Annotated in this window: 29 protein-coding genes; 21 read left to right on the top strand and 8 right to left on the bottom strand. The window is 44.4% G+C overall.

Going from position 1 to position 25,876, the window contains the following annotated elements; translation table 11 throughout:
* Positions 1-32: 32 nt before the first annotated feature.
* Together thrR and pheA are read left to right on the top strand one after the other, a co-directional pair.
* On the top strand, positions 33-476 hold the full coding sequence (thrR, locus tag BSU_27910; protein ID NP_390669.1) for a transcriptional repressor of operons hom-thrCB and thrD: 444 nt from the start codon (positions 33-35) through the stop codon (positions 474-476).
* A gap of 16 nt (positions 477-492) precedes the next feature.
* Positions 493-1,350: a prephenate dehydratase gene (gene pheA / locus BSU_27900; protein ID NP_390668.1), complete on the top strand. Its 858-nt coding sequence runs from the start codon at positions 493-495 to the stop codon at positions 1,348-1,350.
* A gap of 24 nt (positions 1,351-1,374) precedes the next feature.
* Here the strand turns inward: pheA and niaR are convergent, their stop codons facing one another.
* Together niaR and nifS are read right to left on the bottom strand one after the other, a co-directional pair.
* Positions 1,375-1,917, bottom strand: a complete 543-nt coding sequence (gene niaR, locus BSU_27890) for a transcriptional repressor of de novo NAD biosynthesis (RefSeq protein ID NP_390667.2) — start codon at positions 1,915-1,917, stop codon at positions 1,375-1,377.
* The gene (gene nifS, locus BSU_27880; RefSeq protein ID NP_390666.1) at positions 1,877-3,064 is read right to left on the bottom strand and encodes a desulfurase involved in iron-sulfur clusters for NAD biosynthesis; all 1,188 of its coding nucleotides are present in this window, start codon (positions 3,062-3,064) and stop codon (positions 1,877-1,879) included. Before nifS ends, niaR begins: the two co-directional genes overlap by 41 nt.
* A gap of 102 nt (positions 3,065-3,166) precedes the next feature.
* On the opposite strand from nifS, the gene nadB reads away from it, so the two are divergent.
* From nadB to yrbC, 6 genes are all read left to right on the top strand, one after another.
* On the top strand, positions 3,167-4,762 hold the full coding sequence (gene nadB, locus BSU_27870; protein ID NP_390665.1) for an L-aspartate oxidase: 1,596 nt from the start codon (positions 3,167-3,169) through the stop codon (positions 4,760-4,762).
* Positions 4,716-5,585 (top strand): nicotinate-nucleotide pyrophosphorylase (quinolinate phosphoribosyltransferase), encoded by an 870-nt coding sequence (gene nadC, locus BSU_27860; RefSeq protein NP_390664.1) that lies wholly within the window; start codon positions 4,716-4,718, stop codon positions 5,583-5,585. The genes nadB and nadC overlap by 47 nt, the downstream gene beginning before the upstream one ends.
* The gene (gene nadA / locus BSU_27850) at positions 5,572-6,678 is read left to right on the top strand and encodes a quinolinate synthetase (protein NP_390663.1); all 1,107 of its coding nucleotides are present in this window, start codon (positions 5,572-5,574) and stop codon (positions 6,676-6,678) included. The genes nadC and nadA overlap by 14 nt, the downstream gene beginning before the upstream one ends.
* Positions 6,679-6,794: 116 nt before the next feature.
* A complete protein-coding gene (gene safA / locus BSU_27840) occupies positions 6,795-7,958 on the top strand; it encodes a morphogenetic protein associated with SpoVID (RefSeq protein NP_390662.1) in 1,164 nt (387 codons plus the stop codon).
* A 147-nt stretch (positions 7,959-8,105) separates the two neighbouring features.
* Complete coding sequence (sgpA, locus tag BSU_27830; protein NP_390661.2) at positions 8,106-8,702, top strand: spore germination protein; 597 nt, start codon at positions 8,106-8,108, stop codon at positions 8,700-8,702.
* 102 nt (positions 8,703-8,804) lie between these two features.
* Positions 8,805-9,527: a putative factor regulating gene expression gene (gene yrbC, locus BSU_27820; RefSeq protein ID NP_390660.1), complete on the top strand. Its 723-nt coding sequence runs from the start codon at positions 8,805-8,807 to the stop codon at positions 9,525-9,527.
* 40 nt (positions 9,528-9,567) lie between these two features.
* Here the strand turns inward: yrbC and alaP are convergent, their stop codons facing one another.
* The 3 genes from alaP to yrzH form a co-directional block, all read right to left on the bottom strand.
* Complete coding sequence (gene alaP, locus BSU_27810) at positions 9,568-11,022, bottom strand: sodium/proton-dependent alanine transporter (protein NP_390659.2); 1,455 nt, start codon at positions 11,020-11,022, stop codon at positions 9,568-9,570.
* Between the two features lie 163 nt (positions 11,023-11,185).
* Positions 11,186-11,326: a hypothetical protein gene (gene yrzT / locus BSU_27809; RefSeq protein ID YP_003097769.1), complete on the bottom strand. Its 141-nt coding sequence runs from the start codon at positions 11,324-11,326 to the stop codon at positions 11,186-11,188.
* Between the two features lie 6 nt (positions 11,327-11,332).
* A complete protein-coding gene (gene yrzH, locus BSU_27800; RefSeq protein ID NP_390658.2) occupies positions 11,333-11,623 on the bottom strand; it encodes a hypothetical protein in 291 nt (96 codons plus the stop codon).
* An 84-nt stretch (positions 11,624-11,707) separates the two neighbouring features.
* On the opposite strand from yrzH, the gene BSU_27786 reads away from it, so the two are divergent.
* On the top strand, positions 11,708-11,830 hold the full coding sequence (locus BSU_27786; protein YP_009513992.1) for a hypothetical protein: 123 nt from the start codon (positions 11,708-11,710) through the stop codon (positions 11,828-11,830).
* 45 nt (positions 11,831-11,875) lie between these two features.
* On the opposite strand, the gene yrzF is transcribed toward BSU_27786, so the two are convergent.
* On the bottom strand, positions 11,876-12,523 hold the full coding sequence (gene yrzF / locus BSU_27785) for a putative serine/threonine-protein kinase (RefSeq protein NP_390656.2): 648 nt from the start codon (positions 12,521-12,523) through the stop codon (positions 11,876-11,878).
* A gap of 237 nt (positions 12,524-12,760) precedes the next feature.
* Between yrzF and yrbE the strand changes: the two genes are divergently transcribed.
* The 9 genes from yrbE to yrbF all read left to right on the top strand — a co-directional run bounded on the left by yrbE (position 12,761) and on the right by yrbF (position 20,209).
* The gene (yrbE, locus tag BSU_27770; RefSeq protein NP_390655.1) at positions 12,761-13,786 is read left to right on the top strand and encodes a putative inositol-related oxidoreductase; all 1,026 of its coding nucleotides are present in this window, start codon (positions 12,761-12,763) and stop codon (positions 13,784-13,786) included.
* A gap of 70 nt (positions 13,787-13,856) precedes the next feature.
* Positions 13,857-15,164, top strand: a complete 1,308-nt coding sequence (csbX, locus tag BSU_27760) for a putative catecholate siderophose exporter (protein ID NP_390654.2) — start codon at positions 13,857-13,859, stop codon at positions 15,162-15,164.
* A gap of 47 nt (positions 15,165-15,211) precedes the next feature.
* Positions 15,212-15,724 (top strand): bypass of forespore C, intercompartmental signaling factor, encoded by a 513-nt coding sequence (gene bofC / locus BSU_27750; RefSeq protein NP_390653.1) that lies wholly within the window; start codon positions 15,212-15,214, stop codon positions 15,722-15,724.
* Positions 15,725-15,862: 138 nt separating this feature from the next.
* A complete protein-coding gene (ruvA, locus tag BSU_27740) occupies positions 15,863-16,468 on the top strand; it encodes a Holliday junction DNA helicase (protein ID NP_390652.1) in 606 nt (201 codons plus the stop codon).
* Between the two features lie 10 nt (positions 16,469-16,478).
* Positions 16,479-17,483: a Holliday junction DNA helicase, ATP-dependent component gene (gene ruvB, locus BSU_27730; protein ID YP_054590.1), complete on the top strand. Its 1,005-nt coding sequence runs from the start codon at positions 16,479-16,481 to the stop codon at positions 17,481-17,483.
* Complete coding sequence (yrzS, locus tag BSU_27729; RefSeq protein YP_003097768.1) at positions 17,476-17,676, top strand: conserved membrane protein of unknown function; 201 nt, start codon at positions 17,476-17,478, stop codon at positions 17,674-17,676. The genes ruvB and yrzS overlap by 8 nt, the downstream gene beginning before the upstream one ends.
* 29 nt (positions 17,677-17,705) lie before the next feature.
* Positions 17,706-18,734, top strand: coding sequence for an S-adenosylmethionine tRNA ribosyltransferase-isomerase (queA, locus tag BSU_27720; RefSeq protein ID NP_390650.1), 1,029 nt, complete (start codon positions 17,706-17,708; stop codon positions 18,732-18,734).
* Positions 18,735-18,760: 26 nt separating this feature from the next.
* Positions 18,761-19,906: a tRNA-guanine transglycosylase gene (gene tgt / locus BSU_27710; protein NP_390649.1), complete on the top strand. Its 1,146-nt coding sequence runs from the start codon at positions 18,761-18,763 to the stop codon at positions 19,904-19,906.
* Positions 19,907-19,942: 36 nt separating this feature from the next.
* Positions 19,943-20,209, top strand: a complete 267-nt coding sequence (yrbF, locus tag BSU_27700; protein NP_390648.2) for a component of the preprotein translocase — start codon at positions 19,943-19,945, stop codon at positions 20,207-20,209.
* A 56-nt stretch (positions 20,210-20,265) separates the two neighbouring features.
* Here the strand turns inward: yrbF and yrzE are convergent, their stop codons facing one another.
* The gene (gene yrzE / locus BSU_27690; RefSeq protein ID NP_390647.1) at positions 20,266-20,718 is read right to left on the bottom strand and encodes a putative transporter; all 453 of its coding nucleotides are present in this window, start codon (positions 20,716-20,718) and stop codon (positions 20,266-20,268) included.
* 134 nt (positions 20,719-20,852) lie between these two features.
* Between yrzE and yrbG the strand changes: the two genes are divergently transcribed.
* Entirely contained in the window at positions 20,853-21,509 is a 657-nt protein-coding gene (yrbG, locus tag BSU_27680) for a hypothetical protein (protein NP_390646.1), read from the top strand.
* Positions 21,510-21,512: 3 nt separating this feature from the next.
* Here the strand turns inward: yrbG and spoVB are convergent, their stop codons facing one another.
* Positions 21,513-23,069: an involved in spore cortex synthesis (stage V sporulation); translocase with flippase function for peptidoglycan synthesis gene (gene spoVB / locus BSU_27670; protein ID NP_390645.1), complete on the bottom strand. Its 1,557-nt coding sequence runs from the start codon at positions 23,067-23,069 to the stop codon at positions 21,513-21,515.
* 115 nt (positions 23,070-23,184) lie between these two features.
* Between spoVB and comN the strand changes: the two genes are divergently transcribed.
* A complete protein-coding gene (comN, locus tag BSU_27660) occupies positions 23,185-23,481 on the top strand; it encodes a post-transcriptional regulator (RefSeq protein NP_390644.1) in 297 nt (98 codons plus the stop codon).
* 38 nt (positions 23,482-23,519) lie between these two features.
* Complete coding sequence (gene secDF, locus BSU_27650; protein NP_390643.1) at positions 23,520-25,733, top strand: protein-export membrane protein; 2,214 nt, start codon at positions 23,520-23,522, stop codon at positions 25,731-25,733.
* The last annotated feature ends 143 nt before the right edge of the window (positions 25,734-25,876 follow it).

The following is a 25,876-nucleotide window of genomic DNA, read 5'->3' as shown; positions in this document are numbered from 1 at the left end:
GCCAGGCTCTCTATTTTAAAGGGGGGATGCAAATGAAAGAGGAGACATTTTATCTTGTCCGTGAAGATGTATTGCCCGATGCAATGAGAAAAACATTAGAAGTCAAAAAGCTGCTTGATCGAAAAAAAGCAGATTCAGTAGCAGATGCCGTTCAAAAGGTCGATTTAAGTAGAAGTGCGTTTTATAAATACAGGGATGCTGTTTTTCCATTCTACACCATGGTAAAAGAACAAATTATCACACTTTTCTTTCATTTGGAGGATAGGTCAGGTGCGTTATCTCAGCTTCTTCAGGCGGTAGCTGATTCTGGAAGCAACGTTCTTTCCATTCACCAGACCATTCCGCTTCAAGGCAGAGCAAATGTGACACTGTCTATCAGTACGTCGGCAATGGAAGAAGACATTCATACATTAATGAATAAGCTCAGGAAGTTTGATTTTGTAGAAAAGGTTGAAATATTAGGTTCAGGTGCATAAGGGAGAGAAAATCGTCATGAAAGTCGGTTATTTAGGTCCAGCAGCTACATTTACACATCTAGCAGTCAGTTCTTGTTTTCAAAACGGCGCCGAACATGTTGCTTACCGCACCATTCCGGAGTGTATAGATGCAGCCGTTGCAGGCGAAGTTGATTTTGCTTTTGTTCCTTTGGAAAATGCTTTAGAAGGATCTGTTAATCTAACAATAGACTATTTAATACATGAACAGCCTTTGCCAATCGTGGGTGAAATGACGTTGCCGATTCACCAGCACTTGCTCGTCCATCCCTCAAGAGAGAATGCATGGAAAGAGCTCGACAAAATTTACTCACATTCACACGCGATTGCGCAATGCCATAAATTTCTTCATCGACATTTTCCTTCCGTTCCATATGAATACGCCAATTCTACCGGGGCGGCAGCAAAGTTTGTCAGTGACCATCCCGAGCTGAATATCGGGGTCATTGCCAATGATATGGCAGCTTCTACATACGAATTAAAAATCGTGAAACGGGATATACAGGATTATAGGGACAATCATACAAGATTTGTTATCCTGTCTCCCGATGAAAACATATCTTTTGAAGTGAATTCAAAATTGAGCTCTAGGCCCAAAACGACCTTAATGGTCATGCTGCCGCAGGATGATCAGTCCGGGGCGCTGCATAGAGTGCTGTCTGCATTTTCTTGGAGAAATTTAAACCTGTCAAAAATTGAGTCACGTCCGACTAAAACCGGATTAGGCCATTATTTCTTTATTATTGATATTGAGAAAGCGTTTGATGATGTATTGATTCCAGGGGCCATGCAGGAGCTTGAAGCACTCGGCTGCAAAGTGAGGCTTCTGGGTGCATACCAGTCTTACCAATTATAAAAAAAGCCCACTAGAGGGCTTTTTTTAGTCTTTAATTAAAATGCCGGCTTCTTCGAGGGCTTGGCAGGCTTGATCGATGCGATGTTCATCAGGTGCTGTCAGTGTATGCAGGTGCACGCCGTCGGTCAGCTGTGATAAGTAGGCAGCATTCGTAGAATTGATTTTTTTGATGAAATGGCTAACTTCTTTCCGGGTGCCTACTTGGATGGCTGCAGTTAAATCTCCGTATACGGGATGCTCGATTTTTACGTCTTTTACTGTAACGCCTTCGTCGACGATGAGCTGCAGTTCCTCTTCTGTCCGTTCAGGACCGTGCAGACATGCTATGATTCTTTCTGCCTGCTGGTGCTGCTGAGCGGCTGCATCCATGTATACATATCCTTGGCTTGTGGCGATAATCGGTACATTTTTCGCTTTCAAGAGCGATATATCCTGTACAATAACCTGTCTTGAGACGTTCGCTTTTTTTGCGAGTTCTCCTCCTGTCAGCGGTGATTTAGATTCCTTCAGCCACAGAAGAAGCTGGTCACGCCTGTTGGCGCCCATTAGCTTTAATTCTTCGGTCAATATCAAATTCTCCTTTCTTTTGTTCCCAAAGCACTGTAAACGTATGTAATAACTGTTCCAGCTGTTCAGCTGTTGTATGCCTGCCAAAAGAGATGCGGATAAATTGCAGAGCTTCTTGTTCGGTTTTTCTTAATGCTTTCATTGTTTCAGACGGACCGTGGTAACCTGCAGAACAAGCGCTGCCGGTTGAAATGCAAATATTACTCCGATTACATTCTAACATAACATATTGTCCTTCAAATGAGTGAAAAAAACACCCTATAATATGCGGAAGACATTCTGCTTTCGAAGTGTCTGCTGCAAGGGTTACAGGGAGAGACCGAATACGGATTTGGTCTAGAAAGTATGTTCTTAATGCCTCATTGCGGGATATCTGTTTTTCCATTTCGCTTACGATCAATTCTGCAGCGGCAGTGAAGGCACCGATCCCGGGAACATTTACGGTGCCGGCTCTGAATCCGTATTCGTGAGTAGTCAGAGGATAAACGGGTTTCCAAGGGACATCCGGCCGGATATAGACCGCCCCTACTCCTTTAGGACCGTGGATTTTATGGCTGGACATTGAGAGTGCATCTACTCCCAGATTTTTTGTATTGATCGGGATCTTTCCAAACGTTTGAACAGCGTCGCAATGAAGAAGAATCCCCTTATTGTGCAGGTATGAAGACAGGTGTTGAATGGGCTGAATGATCCCGGTTTCAGAATTTGCATGCTGAATAGATACAAGGCCTGTTTCCGGCCGGATATGGGTTAGTAATATTTCCTCGGTAATAAGCCCGTATTCATTCGGTTCAATGACTGTTACATCATATCCCTGCTGTTCCAAAAAAGCAGCGCAATTATGAATGGACTGATGCTCCATGGCAGTCGTAATAAAATGTCTTTTCGTTTTTGGCAGGCCGTTTAACAATGATTGAATGGCCAGAAAATTGGATTCAGTGCCGCCGCTTGTAAAATAGATGCCGCTTGCTTCTCCGCCAATGATGTTGGCGATTTTTTCACGGCAGTACTCCAGTATGTGCTTTGCTTTTCCTCCTGCATCATGCAGGCTGCTGGCATTTCCGTACATATCCATACTAAGCTTCTGATATACAGTAAGGGCTTCCTCACAAATAGGCGTTGTCGCTGCATAATCTAAATAAATCATCCGGTCTTCCTCCATCCGTTCTCCATAAAAAACTCTTGAGTTTATTTTATCCTTGTGTAAATATAGGTGTCAAGACAGGTGTAAACAACAGGAGGATGGCATATGTCTAAAAAGACGATTGCAGTCATCGGTTCAGGGGCGGCGGCACTTTCCTTAGCTGCAGCTTTCCCGCCCTCATACGAAGTGACTGTTATCACAAAAAAAAGCGTCAAAAACAGCAATTCTGTCTATGCACAAGGCGGGATTGCTGCGGCCTATGCAAAAGATGACTCGATTGAAGCCCATCTGGAGGATACGTTATACGCAGGGTGCGGCCATAATAATCTAGCTATTGTAGCAGACGTATTACATGATGGAAAAATGATGGTTCAAAGCCTATTGGAGCGTGGATTTCCATTCGACCGCAATGAACGAGGCGGTGTTTGTCTTGGAAGAGAAGGGGCCCACTCATACAACCGCATATTTCATGCAGGCGGAGACGCAACAGGCAGGCTGCTTATCGATTATTTGCTCAAACGGATCAACAGCAAAATCAAGTTAATCGAGAATGAAACGGCAGCAGATTTGCTTATAGAGGACGGACGATGTATCGGCGTCATGACAAAAGACAGCAAAGGGCGGCTCAAGGTAAGGCACGCAGACGAAGTTGTGCTGGCTGCCGGCGGCTGTGGAAACCTGTTTCTTCACCATACGAATGATCTCACTGTCACAGGTGACGGTCTTTCTCTGGCTTACCGGGCCGGGGCGGAATTAACGGATTTGGAGTTTACTCAGTTTCACCCGACACTGCTTGTGAAAAATGGTGTTTCCTACGGGCTTGTTTCAGAAGCTGTCAGAGGGGAAGGCGGATGTTTAGTAGACGAAAACGGCCGCAGGATTATGGCTGAACGGCATCCTTTAGGTGACCTGGCTCCAAGAGATATTGTCTCACGGGTTATTCACGAAGAAATGGCAAAAGGAAATCGCGTTTATATAGACTTCAGTGCGATTTCTGATTTTGAAACGCGTTTCCCTACCATCACCGCTATTTGTGAAAAAGCAGGGATTGATATCCACAGCGGAAAAATTCCTGTTGCTCCGGGAATGCATTTCTTAATGGGAGGTGTTTCAGTTAATCGCTGGGGAGAAACGACAGTGCCGGGGCTTTATGCGATTGGCGAGACAGCATGCTCCGGTTTACATGGAGCAAACCGGCTTGCAAGCAATTCTTTATTGGAAGCGCTGGTATTTGGAAAAAGGGCAGCAGAGCATATTATCCAAAAACCGGTTTATAACAGGCAATATCAATCAGGGCTAGAAACCAGTGTCTTCTACGAGGTGCCGGATATAGAGGGGCATGAACTGCAAAGCAAAATGACAAGCCACATGTCTATTCTGCGGGAACAAAGCAGTTTGATTGAGCTTAGCATCTGGCTTCATACGCTGCCTTTTCAGGAAGTAAATGTGAAGGATATCACAATTCGGCAGATGGAACTTTCTCATCTATGGCAAACTGCAAAGCTGATGACGTTTTCTGCGCTTTTGCGGGAGGAAAGCAGAGGGGCTCACTTCCGCACCGATTTTCCTCATGCTGAGGTGAGCTGGCAAGGAAGACAAATTGTCCATACAAAAAAAGGAACGAAGATCAGAAAAAACGAGGGGATTTGGAACAATGAATCATTTACAGCTGAAAAAATTACTGAATCACTTTTTTCTTGAGGATATTGGGACAGGGGATCTTACATCGCAGTCTATTTTTGGAGAACAGAGCTGTGAAGCGGAGATTGTTGCAAAGTCAGAGGGTATTTTTGCAGGAGCAGCGATCATAAAAGAAGGCTTTTCGTTATTGGACGAAAATGTTCAAAGCATTTTACACAAAAAAGATGGGGACATGTTGCATAAAGGTGAAGTGATTGCCGAGTTACACGGTCCCGCAGCTGCGCTCCTTTCAGGAGAGCGGGTCGTATTAAATCTTATTCAGAGGCTGTCAGGAATTGCGACAATGACAAGAGAGGCTGTTCGGTGTCTGGATGATGAACAGATTAAAATTTGTGACACGAGAAAAACAACACCGGGGCTCAGAATGCTGGAGAAATATGCTGTCAGAGCCGGCGGCGGGTATAATCATCGATTCGGTTTGTATGACGGCATCATGATTAAAGATAATCATATCGCAGCATGCGGCTCTATTTTAGAGGCGTGCAAAAAAGCCCGTCAGGCCGCAGGGCACATGGTAAATATCGAGGTGGAAATTGAAACGGAGGAACAGCTGCGGGAAGCAATTGCAGCTGGAGCGGATGTTATTATGTTTGACAACTGTCCGCCTGATACGGTCCGTCATTTTGCAAAGCTCACACCGGCTAATATAAAAACTGAAGCCTCTGGCGGGATTACGTTAGAATCTTTGCCTGCTTTTAAAGGGACGGGTGTGAATTATATTTCATTAGGATTTCTGACTCATTCCGTCAAAAGTTTAGATATCAGCATGGATGTTACGTTATCAAATGAATCTGTGGAGGAATGCTGTTATGTCAATTCTTGATGTGATCAAACAATCGAATGATATGATGCCCGAAAGTTATAAAGAACTATCGAGAAAGGATATGGAAACGCGCGTTGCCGCCATTAAGAAAAAGTTCGGCAGCAGGCTCTTTATACCAGGCCATCATTATCAAAAGGATGAAGTGATACAATTTGCTGACCAAACAGGCGACTCCCTGCAATTGGCCCAAGTAGCGGAAAAAAACAAAGAAGCGGATTATATCGTATTTTGCGGCGTTCACTTTATGGCAGAAACCGCCGATATGCTGACAAGCGAGCAGCAAACGGTCGTCCTGCCAGATATGAGAGCTGGATGTTCTATGGCTGACATGGCTGACATGCAGCAGACCAATAGGGCATGGAAGAAGCTTCAGCATATATTTGGAGATACGATCATACCTTTAACTTATGTGAACTCCACTGCGGAGATCAAGGCATTCGTCGGAAAGCATGGCGGAGCAACTGTAACTTCTTCGAATGCGAAAAAAGTGCTTGAATGGGCGTTTACACAGAAAAAAAGAATTTTATTTTTGCCTGATCAGCATTTAGGGAGAAATACGGCTTATGATCTGGGCATTGCGCTTGAAGATATGGCTGTGTGGGATCCGATGAAAGATGAATTAGTAGCTGAATCCGGGCATACGAATGTGAAAGTGATTTTGTGGAAAGGGCATTGCTCTGTTCACGAGAAATTCACCACTAAAAATATCCATGATATGAGAGAGCGAGACCCCGACATTCAGATCATTGTGCACCCGGAATGTTCACACGAAGTCGTGACACTAAGCGATGATAACGGATCAACGAAATATATTATCGACACAATCAACCAGGCTCCGGCGGGAAGCAAGTGGGCAATCGGGACAGAAATGAATCTTGTTCAGCGGATCATTCACGAGCATCCAGATAAACAAATCGAATCACTCAACCCTGACATGTGCCCTTGCCTGACAATGAACCGAATTGATTTGCCGCATTTGTTGTGGTCGCTGGAACAAATTGAAAAAGGAGAACCTTCAGGCGTCATCAAGGTGCCAAAAGCCATTCAGGAAGATGCACTCCTTGCCCTGAATCGAATGCTTTCGATCACGTAGATCAGAAATATTTTCCCTTCCTTTACTCATAACTTCTTTTGTTCAGGCATATGTTGTGAAGAAACATATTGTAATCACAGCTGAACTGTTCACGTTTTGCATAGGAGGGGAAAACGTTGAAAATCCATATCGTTCAAAAAGGCGATTCGCTCTGGAAAATAGCTGAAAAGTACGGAGTCGATGTTGAGGAAGTGAAAAAACTCAATACACAGCTTAGCAATCCAGACTTAATCATGCCTGGAATGAAAATAAAAGTGCCGTCAGAAGGAGTCCCGGTCAGAAAAGAGCCAAAAGCGGGCAAAAGTCCTGCGGCCGGGAGTGTGAAGCAAGAACATCCATATGCGAAAGAGAAGCCTAAATCCGTTGTCGATGTAGAAGACACAAAGCCGAAAGAAAAGAAGTCCATGCCGTATGTCCCGCCGATGCCTAATTTGCAGGAAAATGTGTACCCTGAAGCTGATGTGAACGATTATTATGATATGAAACAGCTTTTCCAGCCTTGGTCGCCTCCTAAACCGGAGGAGCCGAAAAAACATCATGACGGAAATATGGATCATATGTATCATATGCAAGACCAATTTCCACAACAGGAGGCTATGAGTAATATGGAAAATGCAAATTATCCGAATATGCCTAATATGCCAAAGGCGCCAGAGGTAGGCGGTATAGAAGAGGAAAACGTTCATCACACAGTTCCGAATATGCCGATGCCGGCTGTTCAGCCTTATTATCATTATCCGGCTCATTTCGTACCGTGTCCGGTGCCTGTTTCGCCAATTCTTCCAGGATCAGGATTATGCTATCCGTACTATCCGGCACAAGCTTATCCAATGCATCCGATGCATGGATACCAGCCAGGCTTTGTATCGCCTCAGTATGACCCGGGTTATGAAAACCAGCATCATGAAAACAGCCATCACGGACATTACGGTTCATACGGTGCGCCGCAATACGCATCTCCGGCTTATGGATCTCCGTATGGACATATGCCGTATGGCCCTTATTACGGCACTCCCCAAGTAATGGGAGCATACCAGCCTGCTGCGGCTCATGGTTACATGCCATACAAAGATCATGACGACTGCGGCTGTGACGGTGATCATCAGCCATATTTCTCTGCACCTGGCCATTCGGGAATGGGAGCTTATGGAAGCCCTAATATGCCATATGGCACAGCTAACCCAAATCCAAACCCATATTCGGCAGGAGTTTCTATGCCAATGACGAACCAGCCTTCTGTAAACCAAATGTTTGGCCGTCCGGAAGAAGAAAATGAGTGATCGTTCGGAACGATGTAAATCGTTCCTTTTTTTGTTTTCAAGCAGATCACTGCCAAATGGAGAGAACTGACACGCTTAACATGCCCCCCATACGCACATGATAAAAGCGAGCAAACATGCTCAATTCGTCCACGGGGGGTTTTTCCATTGGGTAAAAAAATGACGATCGCTAGCCTGATTCTAATGACAGCCGGCTTAACAGCATGCGGAGCAAACGATAATGCTATGAATGATACGCGCAATAACGGCAATACCCGTCCAATCGGATATTATACAAATGAAAATGACGCCGATAGACAGGGAGACGGAATCGACCACGATGGTCCTGTTTCTGAATTAATGGAGGATCAGAACGACGGTAACCGAAACACCACGAATGTAAATAACCGTGACCGTGTTACTGCTGACGATCGTGTTCCTTTGGCAACTGACGGAACATATAACAACACGAATAACCGAAACATGAATCGGAATGCAGCGAACAACGGGTATGACAACCAAGAAAACAGAAGACTGGCTGCAAAAATTGCCAACCGTGTGAAACAAGTGAAAAACGTCAATGACACACAAGTTATGGTATCGGATGACCGAGTAGTTATCGCAGTCAAAAGCCACAGAGAGTTCACAAAGTCTGACAGAGATAATGTTGTAAAAGCAGCGCGCAACTATGCAAATGGCCGTGACGTCCAAGTATCAACAGATAAAGGGCTGTTCAGAAAACTTCATAAAATGAACAACCGCTAGGAAGGAAGGGCTGCCGGAAGTGATATTCGGCAGCCTTTTTCTTTGCATCAGCGAACATTTCCCATTAAAGTGTACATAGAAAATGTAAAAGAAGGTGAAAACATGGCAGGCCATTCCAAGTGGAAAAACATTCAAAAAAGAAAAAATGCACAGGATGCAAAGCGCGGGAAAATATTTATGAAGCTGGCAAAAGAAATCTATGTGGCAGCGAAAGAAGGCGGAGCGGATCCAGAAGCAAATTCAGCATTGCGTCTTGTCATCGAAAAAGCAAAAGGCGCCAATATGCCGAATGAAAATATAGATCGGGCCATTAAAAAAGCTGCGGGAGGCCAAGACGGAAGCAGCTATGAAGAAATCACCTATGAAGGCTACGGCCCTTCAGGGATTGCCGTCATGGTTGAATGCGTAACAGATAATAAAAACCGAACGGCGTCAAATGTGCGGACAGCCTTTAATAAAAATGGCGGAAGTCTGGGAGAAAGCGGATGTGTAGCCTTTTTATTTGAACGAAAGGGGTTCATTACGATAGACCGTACTGAACGGCAAATAGAAGAAGATGAGCTCATGCTTGATGTGCTTGAAGCAGGAGGAGAAGAGCTGCGAATTGAAGAAGACCTATATGAGGTTTTCACAGAGCCTGAGCATTTTGAAGAGGTGAAAACAGCCCTCGAATCGAAATATCTAATTTCTTCGGCGGAGGTGACCATGCTTCCCAATACCTATGCAGAAGCCGATGATCAGGCTGTTGAGAAGCTGGAAACATTAATAGACGTCCTTGAAGATGACGATGATGTTCAAGAAGTGTATACAAACTATCGTTCATAAAAAACCGGCACGAGGTCATATCGGGCCGGTTTTAGTATGTTCAGGAGACACGTTCACTTTCATGAGTGTATTCTTTCTCCCAGAAATCAGCGTTTTTGATACCCAGCGCTTTTGGATCAAAGATCGGGTCTAAGCCCTGCTTCTTTTGGCGCTCATAATCCTTTAAAGCAAGGAGCGCCGGCTTGGCAAGCAGCACAATGGCAATGACGTTCAGCCATACCATAATGCCAAGCCCTGCATCCCCTAATGCCCAAGCAAGTGAAGCTGTTTTCACAGTACCATAGAACGTGGCGGCTAAAATAATCAGTTTTAAGCCAAGCATCGCCCATTTGCTTTCTCTGCCTCGTGCTAAATAGGCGATATTTGTTTCTGCGATGTAGTAATACGCCATAATTGTTGTAAAAGCGAAGAAGAATAAAGCGATGGCAACAAAGCCTGCACCGAATCCGGGAAGAACACTGTCAATTGCCGCTTGTGTGAAACCAGGTCCTGCTTCTACGCCTTTAAGCTGGTGAACGATAAAGGAACCATCTGCAGCCTGGGTATTGTACATGCCGGTAAACAAGATCATGAAAGCTGTAGCGGAACATACAAACAAGGTGTCAATATAAACAGAAAATGCCTGAACCAGTCCCTGCTTGACCGGATGAGAAACCTCTGCAGCAGCTGCCGGATGCGGGCCTGTTCCCTGGCCGGCTTCGTTTGAGTAAATGCCACGTTTAACGCCCCAGGAAATCGCCATACCGATCAAGCCGCCAAAAGCGGAATCCAATGCGAAGGCGCTTTTGAATATTAATGAGATCACAGCAGGCAATTCAGACACATTCATGACAATAATAATCAAAGACAGCAGGATATATCCAATGGCCATAAATGGAACAATCATTTGCGCCGCATTGGCAATTCGTTTGACGCCGCCAAAAATAATGAACCCTAATAATAAAACCAGACCGCACCCTGTGACGAAAGGAGAGATGCCGAATGCATTTTGGATCCCAGCCGCAATGGAGTTGGACTGTACGCCCGGCATTAGAAAGGCCATTGCAATAAGGGCAGCAGCGGCAAATAAGACGGCAAACCACTTAATGCCTAAGCCTTTTTCTATATAATAAGCAGGGCCGCCCCGATATTGACCGTCTTGTTTCACTTTGTAAATTTGAGCAAGCGTTGATTCTACAAAGGCACTCGCCGCCCCGATAAAGGCAATCGCCCACATCCAGAACACTGCACCGGGTCCGCCGAATGCAATTGCTGTCGCCACTCCCGCGATGTTTCCTGTGCCCACACGGCCGGACAGCGCAATCGATAACGCTTGGAAAGATGAAACGCCGGCTTCAGAGCTCTTGCCTTTGAACATCTGAACAATCATTTCTTTTAAATGTCGGACTTGTAAAAAACGGGTCATAATTGAAAAGGCGAATCCAATTCCCAATAAAATATAAATGACGGGCGTACTCCATAAGACCGCATTCAAACTAGCAACAAAATCTGCCATCAAGCTTCCCCCTCACTTCAAATTCGAATACATGTATAAAAAGGATTTTGGTCTAATCGAACTATTTCTACAATCGATTTGTCACATTATATGACCTGTAATTATCAATAAGAAGAGGAAGGGAAAAAGAAAAAACGCGGCGTATCGACTACGCTGCGTTTTTCTACAGAGGCAAACTTATGGCAATTGTTATAAAATCCTTCAGCAACAAATAGCCTAGTTCAGTCAAACCGTATATAAAGGATAAAGCAATCACAAAATGATTGAAATGCTTTTCATCATTTGTTCCGTTCATCTTATTCATGTTTCATCACCTCACTGACGCCTGCGGCGGTTCTTCACGGATCCAATGATCATCTTTTCGCCAATCATACGTTTCATCAGTATCAAGATGTAAAGTCTGATTGCCGATTTTCACTGTATTGTGATTGATCCACGTCACTGCTGGGCGGCTGTCCGGGTAATTCCAGTAGATTGTTCTCTTGACAAGTGTTTTTTCATTTACAAGTTCACCTCTGGCTGCATCTAAGCTCAAGGTGTTTTCGGTCTTAATGTGACTCTCTCCCTTTTTTTCTCTCATTTTACTATATATCGGATTCATATAATCTTTACATTTCTTTAAAATTACCTCAATAAAGCAATGATAAGATGAAATAAAGCCAATAAAGGGTGAGGGGAGACAGAAATGGAAAAAACGTATTGTCATTCCGGCGAGAAGGACCCAGAAGCGGTCTACTTAACTGTGAGAGGCTATCGAATTAAGCTGTCGCCTGAACAAATGAAACTGATTTCTGCCGTCAGAAAGTAAAAAATACATGATAAAGGCAGCCGCTTGTGCGGCTGCCTTTTTGATTTAAGAATATTTTCTTTTCCGCTGTGCGAAATGCTTTTGAAACCAATCTTTCTTATATAAAAATGCGATGATCTCCAGCCAAAAACCCGGAATCTTTTTGGGGAATATCGGTTTTTTGTAGAGTGCATGATATGCGGATTTTAAGTCGTCCCACTGCGTGCATGTTTTTGTCTGCTCAAATCTCGCAACATCAATCACCCGCACCGCCCCGGTTTCTGTCAATATCAGATTCCGCAAATGAATATCTGACGGGTTCAGTCCGGCTGCCCGGGCGTCAGAAAGCGCTTCTTCAACCTGCTGAATCATGTCATCACTGATTGCAATGCCTTTCTTCAGACAGTTATAAAAGGTTTCACCTTTAATATATTCCATGAGAATAAATGAATCGCCAGTTTCGTAAATGTCAGGATAGAATGCGGACCCGGCTAATTTTTCATAGATCGCTGCTTCTTTGACTGCTGTCGCTTGATATTCCGGAAAAAATACTTTCAGCGCCATTTTTCGACCGCCTTCTGTTAAGGCAAACACATAGGCGCTTCTTCCCTTGCCGATTAGTGTTAATTCCTCGGATTTCTCTTTGACTTTATCAAATCTGCTGTTCTTGCGGTATATGACGGTATGGGCCAGTGCCTCTGCTTTTGTCAGCATTTCATTCACCTTCTTTGCTCTATTTTATGCAGCTGTTTATAGGAAAATCATAAACTGTTCAGGAAAAAGAGCCTAATTCTAGTGTATCTGGTCTTGAAGAAGAAGGCTACTTATAAGCATGAATTGTGATAAAAGAGACATAGAACGTTTAATTTCCATTCTTGAAAAGCGCTTACAAATGGGATAGTATTAATTTTAAATAAAGCGCTTTCGTGAATGATCAAGGGGGAAGAAGCCATGACAAAACAGATTGTGACAGGGATTATCGGTGCAGGCCGCATCGGCAAACTTCATGTTCAAAATATAAGCCGGATTCCTCACATGAAAATAAAAGCAATCTCTGACATTCAGGCGAGCCGTATAAAAAGCTGGGCCGACAGTCATCAGATTGAATACATAACCTCTGATTATCGTGATTTATTACATGATCCTGATATTGATGCTATTTTTATTTGCTCTCCTACAGCCGTACATGCACAGATGATCAAAGAAGCAGCCGAGGCGAAAAAGCATATATTTTGTGAGAAGCCCGTTAGTTTCTCTCTGGACGAAACGAGTGAAGCGCTTGCGGCTGTCCGGAAACACGGGGTAACACTTCAAGTCGGATTTAACCGCCGCTTTGATCCTCATTTTAAGAAAATCAAAACGATTGTTGAAAATGGTGAAATCGGTACACCTCATTTATTAAAAATCACGTCCCGGGACCCAGAACCCCCGAATATAGATTATGTCCGTACGTCAGGCGGATTGTTTATGGATATGTCGATCCATGATTTTGATATGGCCAGATATATTATGGGAAGCGAAGTGACGGAAGTGTATGCCAAAGGGGCGGCTTTGGTGAATCCTTCTTTTGCGGAGCTGGGTGATATTGATACAGCTGTTATTACACTGACTTTTGAAAACGGTGCCATGGCTGTGATTGATAACAGCCGCCAAGCTGTGTACGGATATGACCAGCGGGTTGAGGTTTTCGGGACGAAAGGCTCTGCAGCGGCTGACAATAGCAGGCCGACAACGGTTGAGGTGTCAACAGCTGATTTTGTGATGAAGGATAAACCGCATTTCTTTTTCCTTGAACGCTATAAGGATTCATATGAGGAGGAGATTCTCCGTTTTGCAGAAGCGATCGGCACAAACCAGGAGACTCCCTGCACCGGCAATGACGGTTTACAGGCCGGGAGGATCGCCAGAGCAGCACAGCAATCGCTTGCTTTTGGCATGCCTGTTAGCATTGAGCACACTGAAAAAATCGCTTTTTAATCTAACAGGATTACAATTCAGCAAGCTTGGGTATATACTCCATTGATACTTTAAGTAGGCGGTGGAGAAAATGAATACAGTACATGCTAAAGGAAATGTTTTGAACAAAATCGGAATTCCTTCTCACATGGTTTGGGGTTATATTGGCGTTGTCATCTTTATGGTTGGAGACGGCCTCGAACAAGGCTGGCTGTCTCCTTTTCTCGTTGATCATGGTCTCAGTATGCAGCAATCCGCATCGTTATTTACCATGTACGGCATTGCTGTCACCATCTCAGCTTGGCTTTCAGGAACGTTTGTCCAAACTTGGGGGCCGAGAAAAACGATGACTGTCGGATTGCTTGCATTTATCCTCGGTTCGGCCGCTTTTATCGGCTGGGCGATTCCTCATATGTATTATCCGGCTCTCTTGGGCAGCTATGCTCTTAGAGGCTTGGGATATCCGCTGTTTGCATACTCTTTTCTCGTATGGGTGTCATACAGCACCTCTCAAAATATTCTTGGAAAAGCCGTCGGCTGGTTTTGGTTTATGTTTACGTGCGGCCTTAACGTGCTCGGTCCGTTCTATTCCAGCTATGCAGTTCCGGCCTTTGGAGAAATCAATACGCTTTGGAGCGCTTTACTGTTTGTGGCGGCAGGCGGAATTCTTGCCTTATTTTTTAACAAAGATAAATTTACTCCGATACAAAAACAAGATCAGCCGAAATGGAAAGAACTGTCGAAGGCATTTACGATTATGTTTGAAAACCCTAAGGTAGGCATCGGCGGAGTGGTCAAGACGATTAATGCGATAGGACAATTTGGATTTGCCATCTTTCTTCCTACTTATTTAGCACGATACGGGTATTCGGTTTCGGAATGGCTGCAAATATGGGGGACGCTGTTTTTTGTGAATATTGTGTTTAATATCATTTTCGGTGCAGTCGGAGATAAACTAGGCTGGCGCAATACGGTCATGTGGTTTGGCGGTGTCGGATGCGGTATTTTTACGCTGGCGCTGTATTACACGCCTCAGCTGATCGGGCATCAGTATTGGGTGCTCATGATTATCGCCTGCTGCTACGGCGCGGCTTTAGCAGGGTACGTCCCATTAAGCGCGCTTTTGCCGACGCTTGCACCTGATAATAAAGGTGCTGCCATGTCAGTGTTGAATTTGGGATCTGGTTTATGTGCGTTTATCGCGCCGGGCATCGTGAGTCTTTTCATTGGGCCGCTCGGTGCAGGTGGCGTGATTTGGATCTTTGCGGCATTGTATTTTTTCAGTGCCTTTCTGACGCGATTCTTGACAATTTCTGAGCAAAGCACAGATGTGTATACGGAGGAACGGTTTGTCAGGGAAAATGTGCAGACAAATTTTGATAAAACGGTTAAGCAGTAGCCTCTTTGGTCAAACTAATCATAAACGTGTGCAAAGAGGTGTAGAGGGTGAAACGATTCAGCACGGCGTATCTTTTGCTGGGCATTCTTTGCTCAGCGGCAGTATTTTTAATAGGAGCTCCTTCCCGCGCACTTGGCGCGGAAGTGGAGCACTATGAGCCGCTGCAGGTGCATGTGCAGCTTGAAAAGGTGTATTTGGACGGCGATGTCAGCATTGAGCATAAGCATGAAAAAGTGTTTTCTATGGATGATTTTTGGGCAGCTTATGCCGGATGGACGCTAGTGGAACAAAAAAAGGGATATGTGCTCTTCCGGAAGCAAATGGACGATATTTCTCCGCTCAGCAAGGTCAACGGGTATATCGGTGTATCGGATAATGGAGTGATTTCCACTTTTCATGGGCGGCCTGAGCCAGCTTCCGAACCAATTCAGTCTTTTTTTCAAATTGATTTAGAAAGGCTGGAAAGCCATATGCAAAAAAATCTGCTGAAAGGCATTCCATTTCGGACAAAAGCGGAGTTTGAGGATGTCATCGAACATATGAAGACATACAGCGGGTAGCGTCCGCTGATTGAAGACATGTATTCATGTCTTTTTTTTCGTGAAAGAATGAGAGAGAAGCGAACATATGTTAACTTTTCTATAAGACTTTGGCTGTTTTTATGGTACAATGAAGAACAGTCAAAGAGGTGAATTTGCGTGATTGAATTTGTTAAAGGGACGATTGATTATGTATCTCCCCAATATATTGTCATAGAGAACGGCGGCATCGGCTATCAGATTTTCACGCCGAATCCGTTTATATATAAGGAGAGAAGCCAAGAAACGATTTTTACATACCATCATATCAGAGAGGATGCTTTTTCGCTTTATGGTTTTTCAACAAGAGAGGAGAAGGCGCTCTTTACAAAGCTGTTAAACGTGACCGGAATTGGCCCGAAAGGAGCACTTGCCATCTTGGGCTCGGGTGATCCCGGAGCGGTCATCCAAGCAATTGAAAATGAAGATGAAGCTTTTTTGGTCAAGTTTCCTGGAGTAGGAAAGAAAACCGCACGCCAGATTATTCTAGATTTAAAAGGAAAGCTGGCAGATGTTGTGCCTGAAATGATTGAAAATCTGTTTAATCATGAAGAAAGGCTTGAAAAGCAAACAGCGGAAACGGCTCTTGAAGAAGCACTTGAAGCCCTCAGGGTTCTCGGATATGCTGAAAAAGAAATCAAAAAGGTGCTTCCTCACCTTAAAGAAGAAATTGGGCTGACAACAGACCAATATGTGAAAAAAGCATTACAAAAACTATTAAAGTAAGGTGATGTTCATGGATGAACGGCTCGTCTCAAGTGAAGCAGACAACCATGAATCAGTGATAGAGCAAAGCCTGAGGCCGCAAAATCTGGCACAGTATATCGGGCAGCATAAGGTAAAAGAAAATTTGCGCGTGTTTATAGATGCGGCGAAAATGAGACAGGAGACGCTGGATCATGTTCTTCTGTACGGGCCGCCCGGACTCGGAAAAACAACGCTTGCTTCGATTGTTGCTAATGAAATGGGAGTGGAATTGCGGACGACATCAGGGCCTGCGATTGAAAGGCCTGGTGATTTGGCTGCTATATTAACGGCGCTGGAACCGGGAGATGTATTATTTATTGATGAAATACATAGGCTGCACAGATCGATCGAAGAGGTGCTTTATCCTGCAATGGAAGACTTTTGCCTGGACATTGTGATTGGCAAAGGCCCATCTGCCCGCTCGGTTCGCCTCGACCTTCCGCCTTTTACGCTGGTGGGAGCCACGACGAGGGTGGGGCTTTTGACGGCTCCTTTAAGAGACAGATTCGGCGTAATGTCTCGCCTTGAGTACTATACACAAGAAGAACTGGCGGATATTGTCACAAGAACCGCTGATGTATTCGAGGTTGAGATTGATAAACCGTCGGCTCTTGAAATTGCAAGAAGATCGAGAGGGACGCCCCGCGTGGCGAACCGCCTGCTGAGAAGGGTGCGCGATTTCGCCCAAGTGCTGGGTGACAGCAGGATTACGGAAGACATTTCTCAGAATGCGCTGGAGCGGCTTCAGGTTGACCGCCTCGGTTTGGATCATATTGATCATAAGCTGCTGATGGGCATGATCGAAAAATTCAACGGCGGCCCAGTAGGCCTTGATACGATTTCAGCTACCATCGGCGAGGAATCGCATACGATTGAAGACGTATATGAACCATATCTGCTGCAAATTGGATTTATACAAAGAACGCCGCGTGGAAGGATCGTGACACCGGCCGTTTATCATCATTTCCAAATGGAGGCTCCCCGATATGACTGAATTTCCTAAGATCATTATGATTCTTGGTGCTGTTTTGCTTATTATCGGAGCAGTTTTGCATTTTGTCGGCAAGATGCCGGGAGATATTTTTGTAAAAAAAGGAAATGTTACGTTTTTCTTCCCGGTTGTCACTTGTATTATTATAAGTGTGGTATTATCAATTTTGCTTAATCTTTTTGGCAGAATGAAATAACAAAAGACTAGAATAAAGGTGAAATCATCATGAAAGTCGATTTATTTGATTTTGAACTACCAGAACGTTTAATTGCACAAGTACCGTTGGAGCAGCGTGATGCTTCAAGGCTGATGGTGCTCGATAAACATACAGGAGAGCTTACTGACAGCTCGTTTAAACACATTATCAGCTTCTTTAACGAAGGCGATTGTCTAGTCCTGAACAATACCCGGGTACTGCCTGCGCGGTTATTCGGCACAAAAGAGGATACCGGCGCGAAAGTGGAACTTCTTTTGTTGAAACAGGAAACCGGTGATAAATGGGAAACACTTGCCAAACCGGCGAAACGGGTGAAAAAAGGAACTGTTGTCACATTTGGAGACGGAAGATTGAAGGCAATCTGCACGGAAGAGCTTGAGCACGGCGGCAGAAAGATGGAATTTCAATATGACGGTATTTTCTACGAGGTGCTTGAATCCCTTGGAGAGATGCCGCTCCCTCCATATATCAAAGAACAGCTTGATGACAAAGAGCGCTACCAGACAGTGTATTCAAAAGAAATTGGCTCTGCTGCTGCGCCTACAGCTGGCCTTCACTTCACGGAAGAAATCTTACAGCAGCTGAAAGACAAAGGCGTGCAAATTGAGTTCATCACACTGCACGTAGGCCTTGGAACGTTTCGCCCTGTGAGTGCCGATGAAGTGGAAGAGCATAATATGCATGCAGAGTTTTATCAAATGTCAGAAGAAACGGCTGCAGCCTTAAACAAAGTAAGAGAAAATGGCGGTCGGATCATTTCTGTCGGCACGACCTCGACACGCACGCTTGAGACGATTGCCGGAGAACATGACGGGCAATTTAAAGCATCAAGCGGCTGGACATCTATTTTTATTTATCCGGGCTATGAATTTAAAGCCATTGACGGAATGATTACAAACTTCCATTTGCCGAAATCGTCATTGATTATGCTGGTCAGCGCGCTTGCTGGAAGAGAAAACATTCTGCGTGCCTATAACCATGCAGTGGAAGAGGAATACCGTTTCTTCAGCTTCGGAGACGCGATGCTGATTATATAATTTGAGAACAGGAGGCCTCATCAAAAGTGGCTGAACAACCAATACGCTATGAATTTATAAAAGAATGCAAACAAACAGGAGCGCGGCTGGGCAAAGTGCATACGCCTCACGGCTCCTTCGAAACGCCGGTTTTTATGCCGGTCGGCACACTGGCGACAGTCAAAACAATGTCGCCTGAAGAGCTGAAAGCAATGGATGCAGGCATCATTTTGAGCAACACTTATCATCTATGGCTTCGTCCGGGCCAAGACATTGTCAAAGAAGCGGGCGGGCTCCATAAATTTATGAACTGGGACCGCGCAATTTTAACAGATTCAGGCGGTTTTCAGGTCTTTTCTTTAAGCAAGTTTCGTAATATAGAGGAAGAGGGTGTCCATTTCCGCAATCATCTAAATGGAGACAAGCTGTTTTTATCTCCGGAAAAAGCGATGGAGATCCAAAACGCACTCGGCTCTGATATTATGATGGCGTTTGACGAATGCCCGCCATACCCGGCGGAGTACGACTACATGAAGAGGTCAGTTGAACGGACAAGCCGCTGGGCGGAACGCTGCCTGAATGCCCACAATCGTCAGGATGAACAAGGGCTGTTTGGTATTGTACAAGGCGGAGAATATGAAGATCTGCGGACACAAAGTGCGAAGGACTTGATTTCGCTTGATTTTCCGGGATATGCTATAGGCGGATTGTCTGTAGGTGAACCGAAGGATGTCATGAACCGTGTACTCGAATTCACAACACCGCTCTTGCCGAAGGATAAACCGAGATATCTGATGGGAGTAGGTTCTCCGGACGCACTGATCGACGGAGCGATCCGCGGGGTCGATATGTTTGACTGTGTGCTGCCTACACGGATTGCAAGAAACGGCACAGTGTTTACTGCTGAAGGACGACTCAATATGAAAAATGCGAAATTTGAAAGAGACTTCCGTCCGATTGATGAAGAGTGTGATTGCTATACATGTAAAAACTACACTCGCGCGTACATTAGGCACTTGATTCGCTGCAATGAAACATTCGGCCTTCGATTAACAACTTACCATAACCTTCATTTTCTGTTACACTTAATGGAGCAGGTAAGACAGGCTATTCGCGAGGATCGTCTGGGTGATTTCAGAGAAGAGTTCTTTGAGCGTTACGGCTATAACAAGCCAAATGCGAAAAGCTTCTAAATAAACATAACAGGCTTACAGAAAGGGGTGAAAATGATGACTGGCACTTTAGGTACATTGGTTCCTATTATTTTAATGTTTGCGGTCCTTTACTTCTTGCTGATTCGTCCTCAGCAAAAGCAGCAAAAGGCTGTACGCCAAATGCAAGAGGAACTGAAAAAAGGCGATTCAGTAGTGACAATCGGGGGATTGCACGGTACTGTTGACTCTATCGACGAAAGCAAAGTCGTAATTAAGACTGGTGATAACACACGTCTTACGTTCGACCGCCGCGCGATCAGAGAAGTTTCTGCTGCTGAATAACAGCAGGAGCTATACATAGCAAACAAAAAAGAGCGGGCAAGTGAGCCCGCTCTTTTTTATGTGGAAGACCTGTTTCCCCTCATGTTCACGCCGAAAATCCCGCCCAGCATGCACACCCCTAAAAATCCCAGATGGAAGATCAGCTGTTCTGCTGTAAATGTCTTTCCGAATCCTAAATACTGAAACAATAAGATAATCAGAGAAAAACTTAAGGCGGTCAATGCGCCAATCATCCAGCCTCTTTCCTTGCCTTTCCCGCCTGAAATGAACCCGCCGATAAATAAAGAGAGAAATGAGATAGCGGTGATCAGCCAGTTAAATGATGATTCTTCCAGCGAGGTTGCGGTCAATAAAAGTGAAACCGCTAAACTTGTCAGGAGCATGGCTGAAAATATGGCGATTAAGCCGTAAAGAATGCCTTTTCCAACTTGTTTCGTTTCCTCCATGATTGTCTCCTCTCTGCCTGTATTAAAAGGCTTCTGTTCTTTTTGTTCAAAACCGTCAGACATGCTGATGGCTCGTCTTTGTAAAAATGTATTCCCTTATCCCATGAATTAGACGTAAAAGCTTTGTGAAATGCAATCGGTTTTTCTTACATAAATTGATCATTTTGTTGCAACCTATAATGAGTTGGAGGTGCATAATGGAAGAGCTTCTCACTATTGCGTTTCGCACAGTCGTATTGTATTTTGTGATATTGGTCATTTTTCGTTTCATGGGCAAACGGGAGATCGGAGAGCTTAGTATTTTAGATCTCGTTGTCTTTATCATGATGGCTGAAATTGCCGTTTTAGCCATAGAAAACGTAGACGATCATCTATTTCATACCATTTTGCCAATGCTTGTATTAATGATCATTCAAGTGACTTTGGCATACTTTTCTTTAAAAAACCGAAAAGTCCGCCAGCTTCTTGACGGTAAGCCGACCATAATTATCAAATATGGAAAAATTGACGAAGAAGCCATGAAATCACAGCGTTATAATTTTGATGATTTAATGGTTCAGCTCAGAGAAAATAGCATCGACAGAGTAGCTGACGTATCATTTGCTATTTTAGAGCCGTCGGGCAAACTGACTATTGTTAAGAAAGAAAACAGCGGAGAGCATCGGCAGCTCGAAATGCCGCTCATTATAGACGGCTTCATTCAAACAGAAAACCTGTCCAGAATCAGTAAAGATAGAAAATGGCTGCTTGAAAGTTTGCAAAAACACGGATACACAAACCCTTCAGATATTTCATTTTGCTCGTTTACAGACGGAGAAATATATATTGATGAAAAAGATGGGCACCGCACGTGACCATTATCGGATGATCAACCGTCCGATAATGGGAATGCGGCGAAGCTCATCTTTTTTAATTAAACGGAAAACGAGCAGGAGGATCATATAAATGGCGGCGCTCGCCGCAATCCATCCGGCTAGATTGACAGCCTCAGATGCTCCAAAGCTTATATATTGTTTGATGGCGGAGCTGATGAATCCGCAAATTACAATAACAGCGAAGCTGAGCGCGTACTCCTTGATTTTGATGCTGATCGGCAGCACTTTGCTTACGGTTGCTGCGTGCAATAGCGTGACGAGCACCATGCCTGTCACAATGGCTAATGCCGCGCCCATAATGCCAAGAGAAGGCCTTGTGGCAAGGACAAAAATAAGGCCTGTTTTGACAAGCGCTCCGATTAAGCTGTTCATCATCGCAGCTCCTGCCAAATTAAGCGCCTGCAGCACAGCTTGAAGCGGGCCTTGGAAATAATAAAGCAGAAAAAACGGGGCCATCACTTTTATAAATACAGCTGCGCCTGAGGAACCGTACATCACTCTCATCAGCTCATCCGCAAATACAAATAAAATAACAACTGAAATGCCTCCGCTGAGCAGACAGAGACGCATCGCCTGTTCTAAGCGGTATTCCACCACCTGCAATTTTTTCTGCTCCATTCCTTCACTGATCGCAGGAACAAGCGCGGTCGACAAAGAATATGTAATAAAGCTGGGCAGAGTCAGCAGCGTCATGGCAAAGCCGGTTAGTTCCCCGTATTGCTTTGTTGCGGCAACTGTTGCCACACCGGCGATGGCAAGGCTTTGAGCGACGACGATTGGCTCGAAAAACCAAGAGAGGTTTCCGATAAAGCGGCTCCCGGTTGTTGGAAGGGACACGCTCATTAATTGGGTAAAGGTTTGTTTTCCGTTTTTAATTGACTGTAAAAAATGCTTTCTGATTTTAATTGTCTTTTTATACTTAAAGCAAACGAATAAATAAAGAAGTGATGCCAGCTCCCCTGCCACTGAGGATAGCATTGCCCCCGCTGCAGCATATTCAATTCCGTAAGGGAGAAAAATCGTTGTGCAGACAGCCACGAGTGAAATGCGGACAACCTGTTCAAGGACTTGTGACATAGCAAGCGGGTTCATATTCTGTTTTCCTTGAAAGTATCCCCTCAGCACACTCGATATAGCAATAATCGGCACAACAGGCGTAATGGCCAAGAGCGGATACAGTGTTCGCTTATCTGTCAGCATCGTTTCAGCCATAACAGGGGCGAAAAACAGAAACAGCGGTGTAAAGATGAGGCTGAGCACTCCCGTAATGGTCAGAGACATGACTAAAATATTTTTCGTTTTTTGATGATCTCCGCGCGCACTGGCTTCAGCGACTAGCTTGCTGATCGCGACCGGCAGACCGAATTGAGTTAATGTAGTGGCCAAGAAGAAAGTAGGCGCTGCCATCATGTAAAGCCCGACTCCTTCTTCACCGATAAAACGGGCGATAACCACCCGGTTGACAAACCCGAGCATTCTTGTAACCATTCCTGCTGCGATAAGGATAAGAGTGCCCTTTAAAAACGTCTGTTTCGCCATTTTTACCCCCTGCCTTCTCAAACTACCTGGAATCATATACAATAAAGATATGCGTATATGTCGTCCAAGCATGACAAGTCTTCTTGAAAAACAATAAAAAAGGAGCGTGGAATTCGTGGAGAAGCATCCAGCCGATCTATATAAAGACCACGTCAGGCCGTTTCTTTACAGCAAACTGGAAGAGTTTAAGATTCTCGGGTATGATGATGTTGAACTCGAAAGTTTGTGGTCATACTTAACAGATAAGAAGTGGAAAAAGAAAACGGAACTGAGCATTTATGAACTGGCGAGTGATATTTTATCAGTGAAAATTGGCGAATTTATGAACTATGCAACCGTTGAGTCATTTAAAACGTCTAATTGGCTGGGCAGTGAAGAGGGCCAGGAAGCATTGGAAGAACTGCTGAGATAGCAGGTTGATTCGCACAGGTTTAAGGGAGGATATACATAATGAAAAAAGGACGCTTGATTGCGTTTTTCCTTTTCGTTCTATTGATCGGCACGGGCTTGGGCTACTTTACGAAGCCTGCCGCTAACAATATTACGTTAGGATTGGATTTGCAAGGCGGATTTGAGGTGCTGTATGATGTACAGCCTGTAAAAAAAGGTGACAAAATCACAAAAGACGTTCTGGTCAGCACAGTAGAGGCACTGAACCGCCGGGCCAATGTTCTCGGTGTCAGCGAACCGAACATCCAAATTGAAGGGAATAACCGGATTCGCGTTCAGCTCGCTGGCGTGACAAACCAAAACAGAGCGCGTGAAATTTTGGCGACTGAAGCGCAGCTTTCTTTCAGAGATGCAAATGATAAGGAACTGTTAAACGGTGCTGATCTAGTCGAAAACGGCGCTAAACAAACTTATGATAGCACAACAAATGAGCCAATTGTCACGATTAAGCTGAAAGACGCTGATAAATTTGGTGAAGTGACCAAGAAGGTCATGAAAATGGCGCCAAACAACCAGCTTGTCATTTGGTTGGATTATGATAAAGGTGATTCCTTTAAGAAAGAAGTTCAAAAAGAGCATCCTAAATTTGTATCCGCTCCAAATGTAAGTCAGGAACTAAATACAACTGATGTAAAAATTGAAGGTCATTTCACAGCTCAAGAAGCGAAAGATTTAGCCAGCATTTTAAACGCAGGCGCACTTCCTGTGAAACTGACTGAAAAGTATTCGACATCAGTAGGCGCGCAATTCGGCCAGCAGGCTCTCCATGATACGGTGTTTGCCGGTATTGTCGGTATCGCAATTATTTTCTTATTTATGCTTTTCTATTACCGTCTGCCGGGATTAATCGCGGTGATTACGCTGTCTGTTTATATCTACATTACACTCCAGATCTTTGACTGGATGAATGCCGTACTCACGCTTCCGGGAATTGCCGCTCTCATTTTAGGTGTCGGGATGGCTGTTGACGCCAACATTATTACCTATGAGCGGATTAAAGAAGAGCTCAAGCTAGGAAAGTCAGTCCGCTCTGCCTTCCGTTCAGGAAACAGACGGTCATTTGCGACGATTTTTGACGCGAATATTACAACCATTATTGCAGCGGTTGTGCTCTTTATCTTTGGGACAAGCTCTGTTAAAGGGTTTGCGACAATGCTGATCCTATCGATTTTGACAAGCTTTATCACTGCCGTTTTCTTATCGAGATTTCTCCTCGCTCTCCTTGTGGAAAGCAGATGGCTTGATCGGAAAAAAGGCTGGTTTGGTGTCAATAAGAAACATATCATGGATATTCAGGATACGGATGAAAATACAGAGCCGCATACGCCATTCCAAAAATGGGATTTCACGAGCAAACGCAAATACTTCTTTATTTTCTCCAGTGCGGTCACGGTTGCCGGGATTATTATCCTGCTTGTGTTCAGGCTGAATCTTGGCATTGACTTTGCAAGCGGTGCACGGATTGAAGTGCAAAGCGACCATAAGCTGACGACAGAGCAAGTTGAGAAGGATTTTGAATCTCTGGGTATGGACCCTGATACTGTAGTTCTGTCAGGCGAAAAGAGCAATATCGGTGTTGCCCGTTTTGTCGGGGTGCCAGATAAAGAAACCATTGCAAAAGTAAAAACGTATTTTAAAGACAAATACGGATCTGATCCAAATGTCAGCACAGTTTCACCGACAGTCGGTAAGGAGCTGGCGAGAAATGCGCTGTACGCAGTTGCTATAGCTTCTATTGGCATCATTATTTACGTTTCAATCCGATTCGAATACAAAATGGCGATTGCTGCCATCGCCTCATTGCTATATGACGCATTCTTTATCGTCACGTTCTTCAGTATTACAAGGCTTGAGGTAGATGTTACATTCATCGCGGCCATCTTGACGATAATCGGGTATTCCATTAACGATACAATCGTTACATTTGACAGGGTCCGCGAGCATATGAAAAAGCGTAAGCCGAAAACCTTTGCCGATCTGAACCATATTGTAAACCTGAGCCTGCAGCAAACCTTTACACGTTCAATTAACACTGTATTAACCGTTGTGATTGTTGTTGTGACATTGCTGATCTTTGGAGCATCTTCTATTACTAACTTCTCAATTGCTTTATTGGTCGGGCTGTTAACAGGCGTTTATTCTTCTCTATACATTGCCGCACAAATTTGGCTTGCATGGAAAGGAAGAGAACTGAAAAAAGATTCGGCGCAATAAAAAATATCAGGCTGTCCTCTGCAGGGCAGCCTGTTTTTTGAAGTTTCATTGAACTTAAAATAGACATTTGCTATAATGACATACGCTTACATTTAAACATATATATGGTGTTAAAAGTGTTTATGGCTGGTTTTCAGATATGT

Origin of the sequence: Bacillus subtilis subsp. subtilis str. 168, assembly GCF_000009045.1 — a bacterium.
Lineage (GTDB): Bacteria > Bacillota > Bacilli > Bacillales > Bacillaceae > Bacillus > Bacillus subtilis.
Note: the sequence above shows the minus strand (reverse complement) of the source record. Positions and strands in the feature narration are given on the sequence as shown.

Excerpts from the sequence above, each read along its gene's own strand:
- thrR (NP_390669.1), top strand. The coding sequence starts at position 33 with ATGAAAGAGGAGACATTTTATCTTGTCCGTGAAGATGTATTGCCCGAT.
- pheA (NP_390668.1), top strand. The coding sequence starts at position 493 with ATGAAAGTCGGTTATTTAGGTCCAGCAGCTACATTTACACATCTAGCA.
- nifS (NP_390666.1), bottom strand. The coding sequence starts at position 3,064 with ATGATTTATTTAGATTATGCAGCGACAACGCCTATTTGTGAGGAAGCC.
- nadB (NP_390665.1), top strand. The coding sequence starts at position 3,167 with ATGTCTAAAAAGACGATTGCAGTCATCGGTTCAGGGGCGGCGGCACTT.
- nadC (NP_390664.1), top strand. The coding sequence starts at position 4,716 with ATGAATCATTTACAGCTGAAAAAATTACTGAATCACTTTTTTCTTGAG.
- nadA (NP_390663.1), top strand. The coding sequence starts at position 5,572 with ATGTCAATTCTTGATGTGATCAAACAATCGAATGATATGATGCCCGAA.
- yrbC (NP_390660.1), top strand. The coding sequence starts at position 8,805 with ATGGCAGGCCATTCCAAGTGGAAAAACATTCAAAAAAGAAAAAATGCA.
- alaP (NP_390659.2), bottom strand. The coding sequence starts at position 11,022 with ATGGCAGATTTTGTTGCTAGTTTGAATGCGGTCTTATGGAGTACGCCC.
- yrzT (YP_003097769.1), bottom strand. The coding sequence starts at position 11,326 with ATGAATAAGATGAACGGAACAAATGATGAAAAGCATTTCAATCATTTT.
- yrzH (NP_390658.2), bottom strand. The coding sequence starts at position 11,623 with ATGAATCCGATATATAGTAAAATGAGAGAAAAAAAGGGAGAGAGTCAC.
- BSU_27786 (YP_009513992.1), top strand. The coding sequence starts at position 11,708 with ATGGAAAAAACGTATTGTCATTCCGGCGAGAAGGACCCAGAAGCGGTC.
- yrzF (NP_390656.2), bottom strand. The coding sequence starts at position 12,523 with ATGCTGACAAAAGCAGAGGCACTGGCCCATACCGTCATATACCGCAAG.
- yrbE (NP_390655.1), top strand. The coding sequence starts at position 12,761 with ATGACAAAACAGATTGTGACAGGGATTATCGGTGCAGGCCGCATCGGC.
- csbX (NP_390654.2), top strand. The coding sequence starts at position 13,857 with ATGAATACAGTACATGCTAAAGGAAATGTTTTGAACAAAATCGGAATT.
- ruvB (YP_054590.1), top strand. The coding sequence starts at position 16,479 with ATGGATGAACGGCTCGTCTCAAGTGAAGCAGACAACCATGAATCAGTG.
- yrzS (YP_003097768.1), top strand. The coding sequence starts at position 17,476 with ATGACTGAATTTCCTAAGATCATTATGATTCTTGGTGCTGTTTTGCTT.
- queA (NP_390650.1), top strand. The coding sequence starts at position 17,706 with ATGAAAGTCGATTTATTTGATTTTGAACTACCAGAACGTTTAATTGCA.
- yrbF (NP_390648.2), top strand. The coding sequence starts at position 19,943 with ATGACTGGCACTTTAGGTACATTGGTTCCTATTATTTTAATGTTTGCG.
- yrzE (NP_390647.1), bottom strand. The coding sequence starts at position 20,718 with ATGTCTGACGGTTTTGAACAAAAAGAACAGAAGCCTTTTAATACAGGC.
- yrbG (NP_390646.1), top strand. The coding sequence starts at position 20,853 with ATGGAAGAGCTTCTCACTATTGCGTTTCGCACAGTCGTATTGTATTTT.
- spoVB (NP_390645.1), bottom strand. The coding sequence starts at position 23,069 with ATGGCGAAACAGACGTTTTTAAAGGGCACTCTTATCCTTATCGCAGCA.
- secDF (NP_390643.1), top strand. The coding sequence starts at position 23,520 with ATGAAAAAAGGACGCTTGATTGCGTTTTTCCTTTTCGTTCTATTGATC.